Consider the following 21,436-nt stretch of genomic DNA (forward strand, 5'->3'; position numbering starts at 1 on the left):
GAATTAGTATGGCTAAAGACAAAAAATTTGTAACCTGTGATGGTAATTATGCAGCTTCGCACATTGCATACATGTTTAGCGAGGTCTCTGCCATTTATCCTATCACACCTTCCTCAACAATGGCTGAATACATCGATGAATGGTCGGCTCAGGGAAGAAAGAATATTTTTGGTGAAGTAGTGAAGGTAACTGAAATGCAATCAGAGGGTGGTGCAGCTGGTGCCGTTCATGGTTCGCTGCAGTCAGGTGCTCTTACCACAACTTATACAGCTTCTCAGGGATTGCTGCTGATGATTCCGAATATGTACAAAATTGCAGGTGAATTACTTCCTGCCGTATTTCACGTTTCTGCCAGAAGTCTTGCAGCCCAGGCACTTTCAATCTTTGGCGATCATAGCGATGTGATGAGTGCCCGCCAGACAGGTTTTGCTATGCTGGCTTCGGGAAGTGTGCAGGAAATTATGGACATTGGAGCCGTAGCTCACCTTACAGCCATCAAATCGCGTGTACCATTTCTTCATTTCTTTGACGGTTTCCGCACCTCGCACGAAATACAAAAAGTAGAAGCTCCTTCTATTGAGCAAATGAAAGAACTCCTCGACTGGAAAGCTCTTCAGGATTTCCGCGACCGGGCCCTGAACCCGGAGCATCCTGTTACAAGAGGTACAGCCCAGAACCCCGATATTTATTTCCAATCGCGCGAAGCTGCCAACAAGTTTTACGATGTCATTCCAGACATGGTAAACGATTATATGCAGCAATTATCGAAAATTACAGGTAGAGAATACCATCCGTTTACCTATTACGGAGCACCCGACGCCGAAAATATCATCGTGGCAATGGGTTCAGTAACATCAACCATTCAGGAAACAATTGATTACCTTGCCACTCAGGGCAAAAAAGTGGGATTAATTTCCGTGCACCTTTATCGCCCGTTCTCCGCTAAATATCTTTTAAAGGTATTGCCCAAGTCGGTGAAAAGAATCACTGTGCTTGATAGAACAAAAGAACCAGGTGCCAATGGCGATCCTCTTTACCTCGACATTTGCGAGGTTTTCTATGGAAAACCGAATGCCCCTATGATTGTGGGTGGCCGTTATGGACTAAGCTCGAAAGATACTACCCCCACACAGATAATCAGCGTTTACGAAAACCTTGAGCAGGTAGAACCTAAAAATGGTTTTACACTGGGTATTGTTGACGATGTAACATTCAAATCACTACCTCTTAAAGAAGAGGTCAGTATTTCGCAAAAAGGTACCTTCGAAGGTAAATTTTATGGTATTGGTGCCGATGGTACTGTGGGAGCCAATAAAAACTCGATTAAAATTATTGGCGATACCACCGAAAAATATGCCCAGGCCTATTTTGCTTACGACTCAAAAAAATCAGGTGGTGTTACCACCTCCCATTTACGTTTTGGCGACAAGCCTATTCGTTCATCTTACCTCGTAAATACCCCCGATTTTGTGGCTTGCCATGTGCCTTCTTATTTGGGTAAATATGAAATGCTTAGGGGTATTAAAAAGGGAGGAACTTTTCTACTCAACAGTATCTGGGATGCAAAGGAAACAATAAACCACCTTCCCAACTCGGTGAAAAAAGTGTTGGCTGAAAAAGAAATTAATTTCTATATCATTAATGCCACTAAATTGGCCCGCGAAATTGGTTTGGGTAACCGTATCAACTTCATCATGCAATCTTCATTTTTCAAAATTGGCAACGTAATTCCTTACGAAACAGCAGTAGCCGAAATGAAAAAAGCCATCACAAAAGACTTCTCTAAAAAAGGTGAAGAAATTGTGAAGATGAACCACCTGGCTGTGGAACGTGGCGGGGAAGTAGAAAAAGTTGCAGTTCCGGCCGAATGGGCGAAATTAAAACCTGAATCTAAGATCACAGAAGATACTTCCATTCCAGAATTCATTCGCAATGTGGTTCAACCCATCAATAACCTTTTGGGTGACGATCTGCCCGTAAGCGCCTTTTTGGGTCGCGAAGACGGAACTTTTCCTGCAGGTACAACCCAGTACGAAAAAAGGGGTATTGCTGTCAATATACCTGAGTGGCAATCAGAGCATTGCATACAGTGTAACCAGTGTGCCTACGTGTGTCCACATGCCTGTATTCGTCCTTTCTTATTAAACGAAAAAGAAGCAGCCGGCATGCCCAACGGAGCAACACTTGTTGAGGCCAAGGGTAAGGGTTTTGAAACTTTGAAATACCGTATTCAGGTTAGCCCACTCGATTGTACAGGTTGTAATGTGTGCGTAGAGGTTTGTCCTTCGAAGGAAAAATCGCTTATCATGCGTGCTCTGGAGAGTCAAAAAGTAGAAGAGAGCAATTGGAACTACCTGGCGAAGAATGTAAGTTACAAGACCGACGTTGTTGATGCCAAGGCATCGATAAAAAACAGTCAGTTTGCTCAGCCATTGTTTGAATTTTCAGGTGCTTGCGCCGGTTGTGGCGAAACAGCCTATATCAAGCTTATTACTCAACTTTATGGCGACCGCATGATGGTAGCCAATGCTACTGGATGTAGCTCTATTTATGGTGGTTCTGCACCATCAACTCCCTATACCACGAATGCTTTAGGCAAAGGCCCCGCTTGGGCTAATTCTCTTTTCGAGGACAATGCCGAATATGGTTTCGGTATGGTTACTGGAGTGAACAAAATGCGCGACAGAATTGAACTTCGCATGAAAGCTGCCATTGCTGAGCAATCGGTATCGGCTGCCACCATCGAGGTATTTAAGACCTGGATTGAGGTAAGAGAAGATGGCGATGCCTCTAAAGAAGCCTCAGCAAAGGTTATTGAATCATTGAAAAAAGAAAAGTCTCCGGTAGCAAAAGAAATACTCGATCTGCAACAATACCTGATTAAAAAATCGATTTGGGTATTTGGTGGCGACGGATGGGCCTATGACATCGGTTATGGAGGTCTTGACCATGTGCTGGCTTCCGGCGAAGATATCAATGTGTTGGTAATGGATACCGAGGTATACTCCAATACAGGTGGTCAGGCATCAAAAGCCACACCGGTAGGGGCAGTAGCAAAATTTGCCGCAGCAGGTAAGCAAATCCGTAAGAAAGATTTGGGTGCCATGGCCATGACTTATGGTTATGTCTATGTGGCGCAGGTTGCAATGGGAGCCAACATGAATCAGTATATGAAAGCCCTGAAAGAGGCTGAAGCCTATCCTGGTCCTTCTCTTATTATTACTTACTCGCCTTGTATCAACCATGGTTTAAAAGGTGGAATGGGTAAATCGATTGAACAGGAGAAAAAAGCTGTTGATTCAGGATACTGGCATTTGTATCGTTTCAACCCGATGCTCGAAAATGAAGGTCAAAATCCCTTCCAGCTCGATTCAAAAGAACCTGATTTTTCCAAATTTCAGGATTTTCTGCGAAGCGAAGTACGTTACACTTCACTTATTAAAGCATTCCCAGCCGAAGCGGCACGTCTTTTCGAGGCGGCTGAGAAGAATGCCAAATGGAGGTATGAAAGCTACAAGCGTCGCTCCCTGATGGATTACACCAGCGTCTAGTAAAATAGCTTTGCGATAGATAGAAAAGGTAGTCGTTTCGGCTACCTTTTTTTATTTATCTTTGTCGAAATTTTTTCAATGGGAAGAATACTGGCAATCGATTATGGACTCAAACGCACTGGTATAGCTGTAACCGATACCTTGCAATTGATTGCCAATGGCATGGATACATTGCCTACCGCAGGGTTGTTTGAATTTCTTTCAGGGTATTTTGTAAAGGAACCTGTCGATAAAGTGGTTATCGGCTATCCGCTTCAAATGAACAATCAGCCTTCGGAGATTGTTCCTCACATTGATCGGTTTATTGTTAAGTTTTTAAAAACCTTCCCGGGAAAAGACCTGGTAAAGTTCGACGAGCGCTTTACTTCGAAAATGGCTTTTCAGGCCATGATTGATGCAGGAGCTACCAGGACACAGCGAAAAAACAAAGCACTTATCGATAAGGTAAGCGCAACAATTATACTTCAGTCGTATTTAGAAAGTAAAAGCAAAAATTCTCAGGGTTAAAGTTATGGTTTATCCAATTGTTGTATATGGTTCGCCTCTGTTGCGTAGGATTTCGGAAGATATTAGTCCCGATTATCCTGACCTCGGTCAGCTTATTGGCGATATGTTCGAAACCATGGTTGTTTCAGATGGAGTAGGGCTTGCAGCACCGCAAATCGGAAAATCCATTCGTTTGTTTGTCATCGATGCATCACCTATGGCCGATGAGAATCCATCGCTGGCTGATTTCCGTAAAGTGTTTATCAATCCCCGTATTCTGGAAGAAAAGGGCGACAAATGGCTTTTTGTAGAAGGTTGCCTGAGTATACCTGAGTTGCGCGAAGAGGTGTTAAGGCCAGGTATTGTTACCCTCGAATACTACGATGAAAATTTTACTTATCATAAGGAAACATACGATGGGGTGAAAGCCCGTATCATTCAACACGAATACGATCACCTCGATGGGGTGCTCTTTGTCGATAAGGTATCGCCTCTAAAAAAGAAACTGATCAAAGGTAAATTGGGAAATATCGCCAAAGGTAAGGTGCAGGCAGCTTACAAGACCAAATTGCTGAAGTAAGGCAAATTCGAGATCTTGTAATTTTACAATTCTTCCTCGATTAAATATTTGTTTCGGTCCGTAGCACTTCGTGAAATGAGCTCGCCAAGAAAACCGGCAAGGAACAGCTGTGTGCCGAGTATCATGCACGAAAGGGCAATGTAAAAAAACGGGCTGTCGGTTACCAATCGTGCAGGAATATGATGGAGTAATGCAAATAATTTATTTATTCCAAGGTATATTGCCAGGCCAAATCCTATAATGAACATCAGTGCTCCCCAAATTCCAAAAAGGTGCATGGGTCGTTTACTGAATTTGGAAATAAACATCACCGATAATAAATCCAGTGGACCGCGAATAAAGCGCTCGATGCCAAATTTGGTGTTTCCGTATTTACGTTCTTGATGCTGAACCACCTTTTCTCCTATCTTTTTAAATCCGGCCCATTTAGCAAGTACAGGAATGTAGCGATGCATGTCGCCATAAACTTCTATGCTCTTTACTACCTTCAACCGATAGGCTTTGATGCCGCAATTAAAGTCGTGAAGTCTAATTCCACTCATCCGTCTGGCTGTCCAGTTGAAAAACTTACTTGGCAGATTTTTCGAAAAAACCGGATCGTAGCGTTTCTTTTTCCATCCCGATACCAGGTCGTAGCCTTCTTGAGTTATCATCTGATAGAAATCTGGAATTTCTTCGGGGTTATCCTGCAGGTCGGCATCCATAGTCATTACCACCTGCCCTTTGGCATGCGAAAAGCCAGTCTGGAGGGCAGCCGATTTTCCATAATTGCGTCTAAACCGAATACCCCTGATATTGGAGTTTGAAAGCTTCTGTTGCTGAATTACTTCCCATGATTCGTCTGTACTGCCATCGTCGATAAGGATTATCTCGTAGGCGTAATGGTTTTCGTCCATTACTCGCTTAATCCAGCTTACCAGTTCAGGAAGCGATTCGGCCTCGTTATACAAGGGTATTACAACAGAAACATCCATAGTGTGTTTTTTTCAGGCAGTAAGCGGATTCTTTTCACGTTTGTAGATGGCAGCAAAAATAAGGCTTAAAATAGCACCACCAAACCCCATATTAAAAACGAAAGTGGTTACAGCTACCACAGCAGGTGTGAAAAACAAGGTGTAAAGTTTCATGATCGATTCAATCTGGTCTTCGCTCATGTTGTTTTTCAGAAATTCCTCTTCCAAAGTCAGAAGTGTTTCTTCGATGATGCCCGGAGCCAGGGTATATTCGGCAAATCGGTAAACAGCCCAAATTGCACCGGCAATGAGGCAGGTAAAAAAACTTACCAAAAAGGCATTGCCAAAAGAGAGAAAACCTCCCTCGGCTTGGTCGCGAAATTTACGAATGGCGATAATGAGCATCGACACCACCACGGCAATATAAATTAACGACATAATGGGCTTGATAACTATTCCCAGGAAGTAACCTAGCAGTTCAAAAAGGCTTAGGGTGATTCCCAGACTTAGTCCAAAAGTGAGAGCGTGTTTATAAATTGGCTTCATATGTGTAGAAATGAGTTTGATATCTGTGGACTTAATTATTTTGTTTGCAGTATTAAATAAAGTTTATACTTTTGTCGCCCCGGGTAAGTCTTACACGGCCAGCTCCTGTTGAACCCCCCCAGGACCGGAAGGTAGCAAGGGTAGACGGTTGTAGCGGTGCGATGTAAGTAGCTTACCCGCTTTTTTATGAGAGGGCTTTGATTACTTCCTCAGGAGCCTGAACCAATTCTACCAATACACCTTCGCTGCACAAAGGAAATTCTTCGTTTCCTTTCGGATGAATAAATACTATGTCATGTCCGCTTGCACCAGGCCTTATACCTCCGGGTGTAAAACGTACTCCCTGCTCGGTTAACCATTCTACTGCTTTTGGAAGGTTGTCGATCCACAAGCCGATATGGTTCAGTTTTGGTTCGTCAACACGGGGTTTTTTATTGACATCGATGGGTTGCATAATGTCTACTTCTACGGCATAAACTCCTTTGCCCATTTGTAACACGTCTTCGTCGACATTTTCGCGCTCACTGACAAAGGTTTTAACCTTTGATAAGCCCATAATTTCGATCCAGAATTTGGCAAGTTTGTTCTTATCTTCGCCGCCTATTGCAATTTGCTGTATGCCTAAAACTTTAAAGGGTCTCATAGCGTGTATTGTGATTTGTTGAATAGCTCTGCGAATGTAAAAAAATCAAATTGCTTTTAGAAAAATAAATTCAACTTTACGGGGAATTAATTTACGAAAGGGGTTTTTATTACTTTTGGCTTCAATACCAATGAATAGAATCAGGTTTCGGAATGGCTGTAATGTTGTTGCTTGCCAACCCAATTTTTTCAATGAATCATGATTAAACAAATTTTAAATACTATACCACGTCCATGGCTTATTCGGATGAGCTATCTGTTCATACCTTTTTCGCGACTATTTTATTATGGCAAAAGATACGAGTGTCCGGTATGCAAGGGAACATTTCGTAAGTTTCTGCCCTATGGCTATGGAAACCTGCGTGCCAATGCCTTGTGTCCTGGCTGTTTGTCGCTAGAGCGGCACCGGCTGATGTGGCTGTACCTGCAAAACAAAACGCAGTTCTTTAGTCAAAAACAAAAAGTATTGCATATTGCACCAGAACAATCGTTTTTAAAGCGCTTCCGGAAGATGAAGAACCTTGATTATTCTACTGCCGACCTCTTCTCTCCTTTGGCCGATTACCGTTGCGATGTGCAAAAGTTGCCTTTCGAAAAGGAAAATTTTGACCTGGTTATTTGCAACCATGTGTTGGAGCATGTCGATAATGATCAGTTGGCAATGTCTGAAATACTAAGAGTACTCAAACCCGGCGGATATGCCATACTTCAGGTACCAGTGAATTTTTCGCGCGAGCATACTTTTGAAGATATGAGTATTACAGACCCCAGGGAACGTGCCCGCATTTTTGGTCAGTACGACCATGTGAGGGTTTATGGGCGGGATTATCCGGATTTATTACGCAGGGCAGGGTTTATTATCGACGAAGAAAGCTATACCCACGAGTTAAGCGATGAATTGAAAGAACGGTATAGTGTGAAGGTAAGTGAATTTATGTTTGCATGTAAAAAAGCACTTTAATTACTCCTGTAATATTCTGTATATAAAAAAGTTATGCCACATTGAGCGACAGCTACAATGGCAATAATTTACCGATTTTAAATTGCTATCTTTGAGACTGAAAAAACTGATTAATGAGTGATAATAAATCAAATATTGATGTTGACAAGGTTATAAAACATTGGATTGAGACATCGGATGATGACTTCAATACCATGCTGACTTTATATAATTCACAATCATTCGGTTGGTCTTTATTTCTTGGACACATCTCAACTGAGAAATTACTCAAAGCTCTCTATGTAAAGAAATTTAAAGAGCATGCTCCTTTTATTCATAATTTATACAGATTAGGAGAATTAATTGGATTAGAACTGTCAGAAGAATATTCTGACTGGCTAGATGAAATTACATCATTTAACTTAAATGCCAGATATGATGATTATAAAAAGGAGTTTTACAAGCTGAGCACTCCTGATTATACCAAAAACTGGATAGAGAAAATTAAAATTATTCGGACATGGATAAAGGAGATGCTTTAGATTTAGCCGTAAAATATGCAAATGCAGTAAAATCAAAATATGATTTTGTGAAAATAATACTTTTTGGTTCTTACGCAAAAGGCAACTACAATGAGGATAGCGACATTGATATTGCAGTGATTTTAAAAGACTATAATAATCTGATTGACATACAAGTGGATTTGATGAGATTGAGAAGGAAAATTGATAGTCGGATTGAGCCACATCCATTTAGAGAAAAGGATTTTGATATAACAAATCCATTAGTAAACGAGATTATTAAATACGGGCAAGATATAAAAATCAACCTGGCCTAACAAATGGTAGATTTCATGCGGGTTTAGCTTCGCTGAACTCCCTTTGGTCGGTTCAGAGGATTTAGGGCGTTTGTGGCTCGTAAAAAAGGCAGGTAGTAAACTGATAGGAAATAGCTTCGAAATCCCGCATGAAACCTTACCATCAACCGATAAGTTAAAAAGGGTAAAAAAAATTCTTCATTTTATAAGCTTTTTCAAGATATTGGCTATATTTGCTTCACATTCATAAAAGGATGATAAATATCAGCTTAGTCATACTATCAGTTCTTGTGCTTATCGTCGTGTACACGGTGAGGTAAGAGTGGATAGTACTTAATAAAAAATAGTAGAGCCATTCTTACCACAGAGAATGGCTCTTTTCATTTGTTAATTTTTTAAAACACTTAATATGCCAACATTACGCAGCAACACCACTACCCAAGGTCGTCTGATGGCAGGGGCACGAAGCCTCTGGAGAGCATCGGGAATGAAAGAGGAACAAATTGGCAAACCCATTATTGCGGTGGTCAACTCGTTTACTCAGTTTGTGCCTGGTCATACTCACTTGCACGCAATTGGCCAACAGGTAAAAGCTATTATCGAGTCTCACGGATGTTTTGCAGCTGAGTTTAATACCATAGCCATTGACGATGGTATTGCCATGGGGCACGATGGAATGCTTTATTCTTTGCCCTCGCGCGATTTAATTGCCGACAGTGTAGAGTATATGGTAAATGCCCATAAGGCCGATGCCATGATCTGCATTAGCAATTGCGATAAAATCACCCCCGGAATGCTCATGGCTGCCATGCGTCTAAATATACCTACTGTTTTTGTATCAGGTGGTCCTATGGAGGCCGGAAAAGTAGGAAACAAGAAGTACGACCTGGTCGATGCCATGGTAATGGCTGCTGACGATAAAGTTTCAGATAAAGAGATAGCACTGGTCGAGCAGGAGGCTTGTCCCACTTGTGGTTCCTGCTCGGGTATGTTTACAGCCAATTCCATGAACTGCCTCAACGAGGCCATAGGCCTTGCTTTACCTGGTAACGGAACCATTGTAGCTACTCACAAAAACCGTATGGGTCTTTTCGAAACAGCTGCTGCCCGCATTGTTCAAATTACCAATGAATATTATTTCGAGGGTAACAACAAAGTTTTGCCTCGCAATATAGCCACTCGCGATGCTTTTTTAAATGCCATGGCGCTCGATATAGCTATGGGCGGCTCTACCAATACCATTCTGCATATACTGGCAATTGCCCATGAGGCAGAAGTGAAGTTTAACATGAAAGACATCGACGAACTGTCACGAAAAGTACCAGTGCTTTGCAAGGTATCTCCCAATTCTCCTTTGTACCATATCGAAGACGTGAACCGTGCCGGAGGTATTCTGGGCATTCTGGGCGAGTTAGCCAAAGGCAACTTGCTAAAACTCGATGTTCATCGGGTGGATGGGCTTAGCCTGGGCGAAGCTATTCAGAAATACTCAGTCACCTCAAACAAGGTCGATGCTGAAGCGGAGAATATTTATAAAAGTGCCCCTGCCGGGATTAAAAACCTTAAAATGGGCAGCCAGGCTGTATTTTTCAAAGAATTCGACTCCGACCGCGAAAAAGGTTGTATCCGGAGTATTGAAAAATGCTATACCAAAGAAGGTGGATTGGCTGTATTGTTTGGCAACATTGCTACAAACGGATGCGTGGTAAAAACTGCCGGGGTAGATGAATCAATTTTCCTTTTTAAAGGTCCTGCCCGTGTGTTTGAATCGCAGGACGCAGCCATTGAAGGTATTCTGGGAGATAAGGTAAAATCTGGTGAGGTTGTCATTATCCGCTACGAAGGCCCGAAAGGTGGTCCGGGTATGCAGGAAATGCTTTATCCTACATCTTATATTAAATCTAAAGGTTTAGGCAAGGCATGTGCCCTGGTTACCGATGGTCGGTTTTCAGGAGGTACTTCGGGTCTATCCATAGGACATGTATCTCCGGAAGCAGCAGCAGGAGGTGAAATCGGACTGGTACATGACGGGGATATCATCGAAATTAATATTCCCAAACGTTCAATCGACGTGCTTATTTCCAAAGATGAGATGGAGAAACGACGGAACGAGGAAAAGCAACGTGGCGAAAAGGCTTTTACACCAAAAACACGCAAACGGGTTATTTCCAAAGCCCTGCAGGCCTATGCCAGTATGGTTACATCTGCCGATACGGGTGCTGTGCGAAAATTATAATGACTTCAAAATTACTAATACAAGTGCTTGTTTTTAGGACTTAGATAAATTGTAAAAAAGGTTTAGTATCAATAAACATCTTTCAGACTTATGAAAATTACTGGATCGCAGGCGGTATTGCTATCGCTAATCGAAGAAGGAACAGAGTTCATTTTTGGATATCCCGGAGGTGCAATCATGCCGGTTTATGATGCCATGATGCAATACCAGGATCAGATAAAACACATTCTAACCCGTCATGAGCAAGGTGCCATTCATGCAGCTCAAGGTTATGCACGAGTTACCGGAAGGGTAGGAGTGTGCATGGCTACTTCCGGACCTGGTGCAACCAACCTGATTACTGGCATTGCCGATGCCATGATTGATTCAACCCCTTTGGTATGCATCACAGGTCAGGTGGGTTCGCCCTTATTGGGCACCGATGCCTTTCAGGAAACAGACGTGGTAGGTATTTCAATGCCTGTTACTAAATGGAATTACCTGGTTACCAAATCAGAAGAGATTCCATGGGCAATTGCCAAAGCCTTTTACATTGCCAGCACCGGGCGTCCAGGACCTGTACTTATTGACATAGCCAAAGATGCCCAATTTGGACCACTTGATTTTCATTATAAAAAGTGCAGCTATATACGAAGCTATGTTCCTAAGCCTACTATTAATGAAGAGGCAGTATCGGAGGCTGCTAAACTGATTAATGAATCGAAGAAGCCATACATACTTTTTGGACAAGGAATTGTGCTTGGCAATGCCGAAGAGGAGTTTAAGGCATTTGTCGAGAAGTCTGGTATTCCTGCTGCCTGGACTATATTGGGTGTAACAGCACTCGATACAAACCATCCTCTGAATATGGGTATGCTCGGAATGCATGGCAACTACTCAACCAACATTTTAACCAACGATTGCGATACGATTATCGCTGTTGGAATGCGCTTCGATGACCGCGTAACCGGCGATTTGAAGCGTTATGCCAATCAAGCCAGAATTATACACCTCGAAATTGATTCGGCTGAAATAAATAAAATTAAAAAGGCCGATGTAGCGATACACGGAGATGTGAAGGATACCCTACCTATGTTGACTAAACTGGTCGAGAAAAGAGACCATTCGGCCTGGGTTGCTAAATTTAGAGAACTCGATAAAATTGAAAAGGAGAAAGTAATCGACTTGGAGATGTATCCGACTAAGGAGGGCATTACCATGGCCGAAGTAATCAGAATATTAAATGAAAAAACAAAAGATAACGTTGTTTACGTTACCGATGTAGGTCAGCACCAGATGTTTGCCTCACGCTATTGTAAAAGGCAGTCGCGCCGTTCTTTCATTACTTCTGGTGGGCTTGGAACCATGGGTTTTGGACTTCCCGCTGCTTTTGGAGCTAAAATGGGTGCCCCGGAAAAGGAAGTAGTCTTAATTGTAGGTGATGGAGGTTTGCAAATGACCATACAGGAGCTGGGAACAATCATGCAATCGGAGGCAGCTGTAAAAATAGTATTGCTGAACAATAAATACCTCGGTATGGTAAGGCAATGGCAACAGCTCTTTTTCGATAGCAGGTACTCTCAAACCTATATGATGAATCCTGATTTTATAAAACTTGCAGAGGCTTTTGGTATCAAGGGTAAAAAGATTCTTGACCGACCCAATCTTGTGGGTGGGGTGGAAGAGATGTTGGCTCACTCGGGAGCCTACCTTTTAGAAGTATCGATTGAGAAGGAAGATAACGTATTTCCAATGGTTCCTACTGGTGCATCAGTAGCAGAGGTAATACTGGAACCGGCAAAAAAATAACTGAAAAAAAACTGCAATCATGACAAATACATACACCATTACAGCTTTTTCTGAAAACCATATCGGGTTGCTAAACCGCATTACCATCATATTTACCCGACGCAATGTGAATATTCATAGTTTAACAGTTTCTGAATCGGCTATTCGTGGCATCTCCAAGTTTACAATTGTTGTAATCGAAACCCAGGAAAAGGTAGAAAAGGTTGTAAAACAGATCGATAAACTGGTAGAAGTTCTAAAAGCTTTTTACCATCCGAATGAAGAAATTGTTTATCAGGAAATTGCTCTCTACAAGGTACCCACCGAAGCTTTGTTGGCCAGCAACAACCTCGAAAGCATAATTCGCAAACACAATGCACGTATTCTCGAAGTAATGCCCGAGTACACGGTGATTGAAAAAACAGGGCACTGCGAAGAAACACAAGAACTATTCGAAATTCTTACCGAATTTGGTGTAAGGCAGTTTACCCGTTCAGGACGTGTGGCTGTTACCCGCCTGAGTGAAGAATTACTAACCAACTACCTGAAGGAACTCGACGAAAAGGAACTTCAGCTGGTGACTCAATTACACGAAACTTCACAATAGTTTATTCGAAGTTCTTATCAAGGATTGCCTGATGCCCTATTTAGGGTAAAAAATAAAAGACAAAAAAAAAACCATTCTGCAAAATGATACTTCATTAGCAGAATGGCTTTGTTATTTTAGACTGAATTGATAATACAGTTCAATCCAGAAATATTCGAAAGCTTAAATTATAGCCTTCATGTTGGTCATTGCTTCGCGCAATTCGGCACCAACCATCTCAATGTCGTGGTAACGAATTTCTTCGTTAATCTGAATTAATTCGTAATTGTCCACATGCATGTCTTTTAAACTTGCATTGTAATTTTTACCAATTACATTGGTGTCTATTTTGCTCATAAAGTTTGCCAGCAGAGGCTTACAGGCATGATCGAACAAATAACAACCATACTCGGCTGTATCAGAAATTACACGATTCATTTCGAATAACTTTTTGCGGGCAATGGTATTGGCAATCAGTGGAGTTTCATGAAGCGATTCGTAATAGGCTGATTCGGGTTTCATGCCTGCCTCTGTCATTACTTCATAAGCCAGTTCTACGCCAGCCTTTACAAAAGCAACCAAAAGGGTTCCGTTATCAAAATATTCCTGTTCGGCAATAGGAGCAGAGGTTGCGGGTGTTTTTTCAAAAGCGGTTTCACCGGTGGCTGCTCTCCAGGTAAGCAGGTTTTTATCGCCATTGGCCCAGTCAACCATCATGGTTTTAGAGAACTCACCTGAAAGAATATCGTCCTGGTGTTTTTGAAACAAGGGGCGCATAATTCTTTTTAGTTCTTCGGCCAGTTTAAAAGCTTCAACTTTTGCCGGATTCGAAAGGCGGTCCATCATGTGGGTAATACCACCCAGTTTGAGTGCTTCGGTAATAACTTCCCAGCCATATTGAATCAATTTTGAGGCATATCCTGGCTCAATACCTTTCTCAATCATTTTGTTGAATGAGAGAATAGAGCCTGTTTGAAGCAATCCGCACAATATGGTTTGCTCGCCCATAAGATCAGATTTTACTTCAGCCACAAAACTTGAATGCAACACGCCTGCTTTATGACCACCAGTACCTACGCAATAGGCTTTGGCAATTTCGAGGCCATCGCCATTGGGGTCGTTTTCGCGGTGAACAGCAATCAGGGTAGGAACACCAAAGCCACGAAGGAATTCAGCACGTACTTCTGAGGCCGGCGATTTAGGAGCAACCATAATTACTGTAAGGTCCTTGCGGATTTGCATGCCTTCTTCGACGATATTAAATCCGTGTGAATATGAAAGACATGCACCTTTTTTCATTAGGGGCATTATATGATTCACTACCGGAGTGTGGTATTTGTCTGGTGTCAGGTTTAAAACAAGGTCACCTTTCGGAACCATTTCTTCAATAGTGCCTATTGTAAATTTTTCGTTTTTAGCGTTTTGATAAGAAATTTGGTTTTCGTCAATCTCCACTTTACGTAAAGCATATGCCACATCAAGACCACTATCGCGCATGTTAAGACCTTGGGCAAGTCCCTGGGCGCCACAACCAACAATTACAATTTTTTTTCCTTTTAATTTGGTAACTCCATCTGCAAATTCCGAACTGTCCATAAATTCGCATTTGCCTAGTTCTTCTACCTGAAGACGAAAAGGAAGTGAATTAAAATAATTTGCCATTTTCTTATTTTTTAGTTTGAATATGTTTTGTACTGAAAGCAATTAAGACAATTGAACAGAGCATAACTCTATGATACAAAGGAACAACATTTATTTCTGAAGTGCCTGTAAAAAATAAAGGTATTTTAGGTAATTTTCATAGATTCTCTTCTATATTGAAGCGGGGTAATTCCTGTGCTTTTTTTGAAATATTTGGTAAAATAACTTTGATCGGGGAATTTCATTTTCTCGGCTATCTCCGAAACGGAAAGGTTGGTGTGTATCAGAAGTCGCTTAACCTCAACAGTAATTTTATCTTGAAGCAGTTCAAGGGAAGTTTTGCCTGTAACCTGCTTCACCATTTGTGTGAGGTGGTTTGGAGTAATTGCCAGCATGTGGGCATAATCGTTTACCCGCAAATTATTCTGGTAATTTTCCTCGATAAGAAACAGAAATCGCTTCACAAGCAGGTGCCCTTTGCTCATTAGAATAGTTCTTAGTTGCTCAGGGTAATGCTTGTCGCAGGTAAGCAGAATAAGATCGAGTATGGAACGAATCAGTTCGCTCGAACATTTTTCTTTTAGTGCTATTTCTTCGCAGGCCCGAACAAACAATGTTTCAATAAAACTTTTGTCGCTATGGTCTGAGAGATAAAGAGGTGGATTCTTTTGTTCTGCCGAGAAGAAAAAAGGATATTCCAGCAGCCTGTTTTTATTTTTTTGCTCTAGCAGGTAGAATTCAGCAGTGAAAAGTAAGATATACCCTTCGATATCATGTGAGAGTTCGAGGGCGTGTGTTTGTCCTGGTGATAAGAAAAATACACATGGAGGCCTTATCTCGTATTTCTCTTGGTCGATAATATGAAATCCGGAACCTTTATTCAGATAAAGGATCTCGTAAAAATCGTGTCGGTGCGGATAGCTTACATTAAAATGCCGGTTGGCATCGAATACTTCAACCTGAAATAGTTGATTTAGCTTATCGACCTTACGAAATTTATCGAGGCTGTATACCGGAATATTTTTGTTCCACACCATAAGGGCAATATTACAAAAAAACCAATAGTTCCTTCGAATATCTGAAATAACTGGTTCGAAGCTTATCGCATTTTTAGATTAAAAAATCAATGCGGACTTGTATAATGTGGGTCAAATAAATCCAAAGCATTGCTGATAGGTTCTTCCTTTTTTTTCTCTTTCAGTTTCGGGGCTTTGTGTTTATCTTTATCAGGCTGAAAATACGAATGGAGAATTACGGGTTATAGAGCTGGTTTTTTATTCCTTTTTTTGCGGCCTGTTTTTTTTACGCAAAACTTAAATTCAACAAATGAGCTTGGCTGAAGATATTGATAAAAGGCGATTGCTTGTAAGCATGGTATTTCCCCTCTTGTTTGTGGCTTTGCTTTGGGTAGTCAAACTTATCGAAACACTCTCCGATACAAGTTTTGTGCAATTGGGGTTGTATCCTTTAAAAGCCAAAGGTCTTCCTGGAATTGTATTTGGTCCTTTGTTGCATGGCGACTGGAAACATTTGTTTAACAATACTTTTTCCTTGTTCTTTTTAAGCTGGGCTGTATTTTATTTTTACCACAAAGTGGCATGGAAAGCTTTTTTTCTTATTTATTTCATCTCACAATTCTGGCTTTGGTTTTTTGCACGCGAAGCATACCATATTGGGGCCAGCGGGTTAATCTATGGCTATGGCTCCTTTGTTTTTGTGAGTGGAATTCTATTAAAGCATCGCCATTTGCTTGCTATTTCGTTGTTAGTTGCCTTTTTGTATGGAAGCATGGTGTGGGGTATTTTACCTGTTGATGAGAAGGTTTCGTGGGAAGGGCATCTGATGGGACTAATTGCTGGCATAATACTTGCCGTTTATTATAAAGATTCCGGACCTGTTTTACCCACTCAGGAAAATGACTTGGAGGATGAAGAATCTGATTTTGAATTCGAAGAATACCAGGAAGGGGAGGAAAAAGCTTCCTGATAACAGATAAATAATTCGAACTTCTATTCATTATTAGATCACCATATCATTGATTAAATAAAAAAAGTAGATAAATTAGTACTTAACAACTGCGAAATTGTTTTAAACAGATGAAAAAAATATTTAGTTTTCTTCTTTTACTCACAACTACTTTTTCTTTTATTGCTGCACAAACTATAGAAGAACAAGAACGGGAGTTGTTTAAGAAGTATCAGGTGAAAGAGCGAATAAGCTATGATTTTCCCTACAAAGATGGTGTAATGGAAAAACAAGGTGTGAAAACCTCCATGAGTAAATACAACCGAAGTGGTCTAGTGGTGATGACTTTTACTTTTAATGCAAAAGGTGATACAACTGTCAAAGAATATTATGGCTATGATGCCCGCGGAAACCGTGTTTTGTATGAGCGCTACAGCGTATCTGGCGAATATAAAAAAACTTCGGAGTATGATATGGTTGATAATATTATACTGGAAGCCGGATATGACGGATCTGCTTCGTTTAAAACTGTCTATACCTACGAAAAGGGTGGGAAGGTAATGGAAATAAAGTACTATGTAGATAATCTTCTGGATGAAAAAAGGGTATATAGCTATAGCGGAAAAAATGCTAATGTATCTGTATTGCACAAAGGAAAAGACCCTAAATCGACCATACAGTTGATATTTGACGATAAAGGTCAGATTTTAAAGGAAACTACATTAGGTCTGGATGGAACCGAGCTTGAAAGACGCGTACTGCAGTACAATGCAAAGGGTCAGGTTTTGCTTGAGGAAAAATATCGTCTCGGCAAACTTAACAATCGCCTGGAATATATTTACAATGCAAATGGAGATTTGATTAAACTTTCAGAAGATACCGGGGCTAACGATAAGTACGACAAAAAACTTTACGAATACGACACCCAGGGTCGGGTATCGGTATATAAATGGAAGCGAAAAACCGAAACTGACTATAACCTGAAAAAGTATACTTATGGTTCTTCAGGAGTTTGTGTAGAAGAATACACGAATTATCCAAAAACCAACTACAAACTCATGACCAGGTACGAGTATACCTTCTATTAGACTCTTTTTATCATTCATGCTAATTCCCATTCATTCGGATAACCCCGGTCCACGTCAGATAAAACAGGTTGTGGAAATTTTAAAGGCCGGTGGCGTAATTATTTACCCAACCGATACAGTGTATGGACTTGGGTGTGATATTTTCAACCAAAAAGCAGTAGAAAAGGTTGCCCGCATCAAGGGCGTAAAACCTGAAAAGGCGAATTTTTCTATAATCTGCTCCGATCTCAGTCATCTTTCGGACTTTACCCGCGCCATTAACAACAATATTTTCAGGCTGCTTAAGAAGTGCCTGCCCGGTCCTTACACTTTTATTCTTCCTGCCAATAACAACTTGCCAGGTTCGTTTAAGAACAAGAAAAAGACTATCGGTATTCGCGTTCCAAAGCATAACATACCTCTTGCTATTGTTCAGGAATTAGGCAACCCCATACTCACCACTTCTATCCACGATAGCGATACAATTATCGATTATACTACCGATCCGCAGCTTATTCAGGAGAATTTTGGCCACCTGGTCGATGCAGTGCTCGATGGTGGATTTGGTCACAATGTACCTTCAACCGTATTAGATTGTACTACCGATGAAGTTATTCTGGTTCGTCAGGGTCTTGGTGATGTCGATTTTATCTAGCGATTTATTCGTGAGACTTAAATTTCATGAGTTCACGAAATGAAATTTTATAGTCGAATCCCGATTTAAATCCATCGGGACTGAAAGCGGGTGCGCGGGTAAATACCCCGCCTCTTGAGGCGAATAAAATAAAATCCTGTGCAGATAAACCGTCAGCTTGCTGCGGGGAGCTTCATTTTTTCCAGAATGCTGGCGAAAGGATTATCAAAGCGGTAAAGAGTTCTAAACGACCAATTAGCATTAAAAAGGAGAAAAACCATTTTCCAAAAATGCTAAAATGGCCAAAATTACCTGCCGGTCCTACTTCGCCCAAACCCGGTCCAATATTTCCAAGTGTCGCAGCAACAGCTCCTATCGAGGTTTCGAGGTCATACCCTAAAAACGAAATTACCACTATACCTATAATCACTGTGAGTATGTATACGGTAACAAACGACAGTACACTGGAAATTATTTTTGGATGCATGGCTTGATTGTCCAATCGCACCGGGATGATCGCATTGGGGTGAATAATTCTCTTAAGCTCCAGCAGCCCGTTCTTAATTAATAGAACTATGCGCACGACTTTAATACTACTGGCTGTGGAACCTGCTGAACCTCCAATGAACATCAAAACCATGAGCAAAACCCATGCTATAGGAACCCATTTCAAGTAATCCTGAGTGGCGAATCCAGTGGTAGTAATGATGCTGGCTACTTGAAAAAGAGAATGCCTGAAGGCTGATTCGGTAGAATAAGAATTATTTGAAAGTATTAATAATGAAGTAATTATAATTGTAAATGTCAAAATTATTCCCAGATACCACCGTAACTCTTCGTTTTTCCAGATTGGTCTGAATTTTAGCTGAAAACCAAAATATGCCAGTGTGAAGTTCATTCCGGCAATTATCATAAAAATAGAAATAATGTAATGGGTGTAACCTGTCTGAAAGAAAGCGATGTTTTCTCCTTTAGTTGAGAAACCCCCTGTTGACATGGTTGTAAACGAATGGGTAACTGCATCGAAAAGGTTCATTTCGCCTGCCCATAGCAGCAAAACCTGAATGAGTGTAATTGCAGCATAAACTCCCCAGAGTATCTTGGCGGTTTCTTTTACACGTGGATGCAATTTATCAGGAGTGGGGCCAGGAACTTCTGCTACAAATAGTTGCATGCCACCAATACCTAACGTGGGCAAAACAACCAGTGACAACACAATGATTCCCATACCACCAAGCCATTGAATTAGGCTCCGCCAAAAATGCAGCCCCAATGGTAATTGGTCAATTTCCTGAGCCGATAGTATGGAGGCACCTGTAGTGGTGAAACCTGATATGGTTTCAAAAAAGGCATCAGTATACGACCCTATACTGCCGGAAATAACAAATGGAAGAGCACCAAATGCTGAAAAAAGCAGCCAACCAAAGGTAACAATCAGATAACCTTCTCTTTTTCCCAATTTTTTCTTTTTATCTCTGAAGAACCACCAAACTACTGTGCCAGAGAAAGAAGTGATAAATGCAGATAACAAAATTGATTTCCAGGTAGCTTCGTGATAGATTAGGGAGACAGATACGGCGGTTGCGATGAATATACCTTCAATGATGAGTAAAATACCCATGATATATCCAACAACTTTAATGTTTACCATTTTTAGCTAAAAAATTTTGCCGCTTTGCTTATGGCCGATGGCATGGCAAATACTATTACTTTATCGCCTTCCTGCAATTGGGTAGAACCTTTGCCAATAAAACTTTTGTCATCGCGTATGATGCCTCCGATAATACAATCTTTCGGAAAATCAACCTTTTGCAGGATTGATTGAGTAATCTTCGCCCCAATTGGAACCATAAACTCCAACACTTCAGCGTCTGTACCTGTCAGGCAGCGTACAGCTGTTACATTTTCACTTGTCGTAAACCTGAATATACGGCTTGCCGTAATGATTTTTTTATTGATAATGGTGTCAATTCCCATATTTTCTGCCAGGGCTATGTATTCAATGTTTTCAACTTCGGCAATGGTTTTTTTTACCCCCAGTCTTTTAGCTAACATCGCGGCCAGAATATTTACTTCGCTGTCGCCGGTAACAGCAATAAAGGCATCCATTTTGTTGAGACCTTCCTCCATAAGCAGGTTGTAGTCGCGTCCATCGCCATTAATAACCAGGGTGTTGTTGAGCTGATTCGAAAGCGTATAACTTTTTTCGCGGTCCTTTTCAATAAGCTTCACATTATGATGACTTCCAAGCTCGTGGGCTGCAAGGGCTCCGATTTTGCTTCCGCCTAAAATCATGATATCCCGAACTTCGTATTGTTCTTTTCCGGCGTAGGCCAGAAGGTCATTGTTGTCTTTTTCAGTGGAAATCACATAAACCAGATCTCCTGCTTCGAATACATGATTGCCATTTGGAATAATCGTTTTCCCACTTCGGGTAACGGCCACTGCCCGGTAATCGTCGGTTTTGGTTTCCTTCATTATCCTGCTAAGGCTTTTGCCTATTACCGGCGAATCTTCTTCGAGTTTTATAGCAAAAAGCGCGAGCATACCTTTGGAGAAGTCTGCTATGTCTTTGCTGCCTGTTTGTTCCAGTAGTCCAATTATTTCGCGTGCTGCTATTTTTTCGGGATAGATCATGTAATCGATACCCATTTCTACAAAATGATCACGGTATTTGGCATACAAATATTCCTGGTTGTCGATACGGGCAATGGTTTTCTTTGCTCCTAAACGTTTGCTTAATATAGCAGCAGTAATATTGATTTCTTCTGTTTTCGCTACGGATATAAATAGGTCTACTTTTTTGATGTTTGTGTCCAATAAATCAGGAATGGAGATAGCAGAACCTGTGCGTGTCATTACATCGAGATTCGAACCTACTTGCCTTAATTTTGCCTCATCCGGATCGAGCAGGATGATGTCGTGTTTCTCTTCACTTAGCATCTTTGCCAAATGAGAACCTACAGCCCCTGCTCCTGCAATTACAATTTTCATTATTAGTGATTAATTCAAGCTGCAAAATAAA

At 41.2% G+C, this 21,436-nt stretch carries 19 protein-coding genes and 1 other RNA gene; 13 read left to right on the top strand and 7 right to left on the bottom strand.

All coding sequences use genetic code 11. The features are described from left to right. Positions 1 to 8: 8 nt before the first annotated feature. From nifJ to def, 3 genes are all read left to right on the top strand, one after another. A complete protein-coding gene (gene nifJ / locus IPM71_11580; GenBank protein ID QQS50227.1) occupies positions 9 to 3,551 on the top strand; it encodes a pyruvate:ferredoxin (flavodoxin) oxidoreductase in 3,543 nt (1,180 codons plus the stop codon). 78 nt (positions 3,552 to 3,629) lie between these two features. Further along, a complete protein-coding gene (gene ruvX / locus IPM71_11585; protein ID QQS50228.1) occupies positions 3,630 to 4,058 on the top strand; it encodes a Holliday junction resolvase RuvX in 429 nt (142 codons plus the stop codon). 4 nt (positions 4,059 to 4,062) lie between these two features. After that, positions 4,063 to 4,617, top strand: coding sequence for a peptide deformylase (def, locus tag IPM71_11590; GenBank protein QQS50229.1), 555 nt, complete (start codon positions 4,063 to 4,065; stop codon positions 4,615 to 4,617). 23 nt (positions 4,618 to 4,640) lie between these two features. Here the strand turns inward: def and IPM71_11595 are convergent, their stop codons facing one another. Both IPM71_11595 and IPM71_11600 read right to left on the bottom strand, forming a co-directional pair. Beyond that, positions 4,641 to 5,591 carry a glycosyltransferase family 2 protein gene (locus IPM71_11595; GenBank protein ID QQS50230.1) on the bottom strand — a complete coding sequence of 317 codons (951 nt, stop codon included), beginning with the start codon at positions 5,589 to 5,591 and terminating at the stop codon, positions 4,641 to 4,643. Between the two features lie 12 nt (positions 5,592 to 5,603). Then, the gene (locus IPM71_11600) at positions 5,604 to 6,116 is read right to left on the bottom strand and encodes a DUF4199 domain-containing protein (protein QQS50231.1); all 513 of its coding nucleotides are present in this window, start codon (positions 6,114 to 6,116) and stop codon (positions 5,604 to 5,606) included. Between the two features lie 81 nt (positions 6,117 to 6,197). On the opposite strand from IPM71_11600, the gene ffs reads away from it, so the two are divergent. Then, positions 6,198 to 6,297: signal recognition particle sRNA small type (gene ffs / locus IPM71_11605), an RNA gene on the top strand. Positions 6,298 to 6,300: 3 nt separating this feature from the next. Here the strand turns inward: ffs and IPM71_11610 are convergent. Further along, entirely contained in the window at positions 6,301 to 6,759 is a 459-nt protein-coding gene (locus IPM71_11610) for a VOC family protein (protein ID QQS50232.1), read from the bottom strand. A 198-nt stretch (positions 6,760 to 6,957) separates the two neighbouring features. On the opposite strand from IPM71_11610, the gene IPM71_11615 reads away from it, so the two are divergent. The 6 genes from IPM71_11615 to ilvN all read left to right on the top strand — a co-directional run bounded on the left by IPM71_11615 (position 6,958) and on the right by ilvN (position 13,125). After that, positions 6,958 to 7,719, top strand: coding sequence for a methyltransferase domain-containing protein (locus IPM71_11615; GenBank protein QQS50233.1), 762 nt, complete (start codon positions 6,958 to 6,960; stop codon positions 7,717 to 7,719). A gap of 134 nt (positions 7,720 to 7,853) precedes the next feature. Next, positions 7,854 to 8,240 carry a HEPN domain-containing protein gene (locus tag IPM71_11620; protein ID QQS52828.1) on the top strand — a complete coding sequence of 129 codons (387 nt, stop codon included), beginning with the start codon at positions 7,854 to 7,856 and terminating at the stop codon, positions 8,238 to 8,240. Next, the gene (locus tag IPM71_11625; GenBank protein QQS50234.1) at positions 8,219 to 8,536 is read left to right on the top strand and encodes a nucleotidyltransferase domain-containing protein; all 318 of its coding nucleotides are present in this window, start codon (positions 8,219 to 8,221) and stop codon (positions 8,534 to 8,536) included. The genes IPM71_11620 and IPM71_11625 overlap by 22 nt, the downstream gene beginning before the upstream one ends. 388 nt (positions 8,537 to 8,924) lie before the next feature. Then, a complete protein-coding gene (gene ilvD, locus IPM71_11630; protein QQS50235.1) occupies positions 8,925 to 10,751 on the top strand; it encodes a dihydroxy-acid dehydratase in 1,827 nt (608 codons plus the stop codon). Positions 10,752 to 10,841: 90 nt separating this feature from the next. Continuing rightward, positions 10,842 to 12,539, top strand: coding sequence for a biosynthetic-type acetolactate synthase large subunit (gene ilvB / locus IPM71_11635; protein ID QQS50236.1), 1,698 nt, complete (start codon positions 10,842 to 10,844; stop codon positions 12,537 to 12,539). A gap of 19 nt (positions 12,540 to 12,558) precedes the next feature. After that, complete coding sequence (gene ilvN, locus IPM71_11640; GenBank protein QQS50237.1) at positions 12,559 to 13,125, top strand: acetolactate synthase small subunit; 567 nt, start codon at positions 12,559 to 12,561, stop codon at positions 13,123 to 13,125. 162 nt (positions 13,126 to 13,287) lie between these two features. On the opposite strand, the gene ilvC is transcribed toward ilvN, so the two are convergent. Together ilvC and IPM71_11650 are read right to left on the bottom strand one after the other, a co-directional pair. Further along, positions 13,288 to 14,766 carry a ketol-acid reductoisomerase gene (gene ilvC / locus IPM71_11645; protein ID QQS50238.1) on the bottom strand — a complete coding sequence of 493 codons (1,479 nt, stop codon included), beginning with the start codon at positions 14,764 to 14,766 and terminating at the stop codon, positions 13,288 to 13,290. Between the two features lie 125 nt (positions 14,767 to 14,891). Next, a complete protein-coding gene (locus tag IPM71_11650) occupies positions 14,892 to 15,782 on the bottom strand; it encodes a helix-turn-helix domain-containing protein (GenBank protein ID QQS50239.1) in 891 nt (296 codons plus the stop codon). Positions 15,783 to 16,071: 289 nt separating this feature from the next. Here IPM71_11650 and IPM71_11655 point away from each other — a divergent pair, with 289 nt between their 5' ends. From IPM71_11655 to IPM71_11665, 3 genes are all read left to right on the top strand, one after another. Next, entirely contained in the window at positions 16,072 to 16,731 is a 660-nt protein-coding gene (locus IPM71_11655) for a rhomboid family intramembrane serine protease (protein QQS50240.1), read from the top strand. Positions 16,732 to 16,841: 110 nt separating this feature from the next. Beyond that, a complete protein-coding gene (locus IPM71_11660; GenBank protein QQS50241.1) occupies positions 16,842 to 17,798 on the top strand; it encodes a hypothetical protein in 957 nt (318 codons plus the stop codon). A gap of 16 nt (positions 17,799 to 17,814) precedes the next feature. Further along, a complete protein-coding gene (locus IPM71_11665) occupies positions 17,815 to 18,432 on the top strand; it encodes a threonylcarbamoyl-AMP synthase (protein QQS50242.1) in 618 nt (205 codons plus the stop codon). 172 nt (positions 18,433 to 18,604) lie between these two features. Here IPM71_11665 and IPM71_11670 read toward each other — a convergent pair whose 3' ends face one another. Together IPM71_11670 and trkA are read right to left on the bottom strand one after the other, a co-directional pair. Next, the gene (locus tag IPM71_11670; GenBank protein ID QQS52829.1) at positions 18,605 to 20,032 is read right to left on the bottom strand and encodes a TrkH family potassium uptake protein; all 1,428 of its coding nucleotides are present in this window, start codon (positions 20,030 to 20,032) and stop codon (positions 18,605 to 18,607) included. 32 nt (positions 20,033 to 20,064) lie between these two features. Then, the gene (gene trkA, locus IPM71_11675) at positions 20,065 to 21,405 is read right to left on the bottom strand and encodes a Trk system potassium transporter TrkA (GenBank protein ID QQS50243.1); all 1,341 of its coding nucleotides are present in this window, start codon (positions 21,403 to 21,405) and stop codon (positions 20,065 to 20,067) included. Between the last annotated feature and the right edge of the window lie 31 nt (positions 21,406 to 21,436).

It is taken from the genome of Bacteroidota bacterium (assembly GCA_016699695.1).
Taxonomy (GTDB): Bacteria; Bacteroidota; Bacteroidia; order Bacteroidales; family UBA10428; genus UBA10428.

Bases quoted from the DNA above. Each gene is read 5' to 3' on its own strand.
- ilvC (QQS50238.1), bottom strand. From the start codon at position 14,766: ATGGCAAATTATTTTAATTCACTTCCTTTTCGTCTTCAGGTAGAAGAA.
- ruvX (QQS50228.1), top strand. From the start codon at position 3,630: ATGGGAAGAATACTGGCAATCGATTATGGACTCAAACGCACTGGTATA.
- IPM71_11600 (QQS50231.1), bottom strand. From the start codon at position 6,116: ATGAAGCCAATTTATAAACACGCTCTCACTTTTGGACTAAGTCTGGGA.
- IPM71_11650 (QQS50239.1), bottom strand. From the start codon at position 15,782: ATGGTGTGGAACAAAAATATTCCGGTATACAGCCTCGATAAATTTCGT.
- trkA (QQS50243.1), bottom strand. From the start codon at position 21,405: ATGAAAATTGTAATTGCAGGAGCAGGGGCTGTAGGTTCTCATTTGGCA.
- IPM71_11625 (QQS50234.1), top strand. From the start codon at position 8,219: ATGGATAAAGGAGATGCTTTAGATTTAGCCGTAAAATATGCAAATGCA.
- ilvD (QQS50235.1), top strand. From the start codon at position 8,925: ATGCCAACATTACGCAGCAACACCACTACCCAAGGTCGTCTGATGGCA.
- def (QQS50229.1), top strand. From the start codon at position 4,063: ATGGTTTATCCAATTGTTGTATATGGTTCGCCTCTGTTGCGTAGGATT.
- ilvN (QQS50237.1), top strand. From the start codon at position 12,559: ATGACAAATACATACACCATTACAGCTTTTTCTGAAAACCATATCGGG.
- ilvB (QQS50236.1), top strand. From the start codon at position 10,842: ATGAAAATTACTGGATCGCAGGCGGTATTGCTATCGCTAATCGAAGAA.
- IPM71_11660 (QQS50241.1), top strand. From the start codon at position 16,842: ATGAAAAAAATATTTAGTTTTCTTCTTTTACTCACAACTACTTTTTCT.
- IPM71_11665 (QQS50242.1), top strand. From the start codon at position 17,815: ATGCTAATTCCCATTCATTCGGATAACCCCGGTCCACGTCAGATAAAA.
- IPM71_11595 (QQS50230.1), bottom strand. From the start codon at position 5,591: ATGGATGTTTCTGTTGTAATACCCTTGTATAACGAGGCCGAATCGCTT.
- IPM71_11610 (QQS50232.1), bottom strand. From the start codon at position 6,759: ATGAGACCCTTTAAAGTTTTAGGCATACAGCAAATTGCAATAGGCGGC.
- nifJ (QQS50227.1), top strand. From the start codon at position 9: ATGGCTAAAGACAAAAAATTTGTAACCTGTGATGGTAATTATGCAGCT.
- IPM71_11655 (QQS50240.1), top strand. From the start codon at position 16,072: ATGAGCTTGGCTGAAGATATTGATAAAAGGCGATTGCTTGTAAGCATG.
- IPM71_11615 (QQS50233.1), top strand. From the start codon at position 6,958: ATGATTAAACAAATTTTAAATACTATACCACGTCCATGGCTTATTCGG.
- IPM71_11670 (QQS52829.1), bottom strand. From the start codon at position 20,032: ATGGGTATTTTACTCATCATTGAAGGTATATTCATCGCAACCGCCGTA.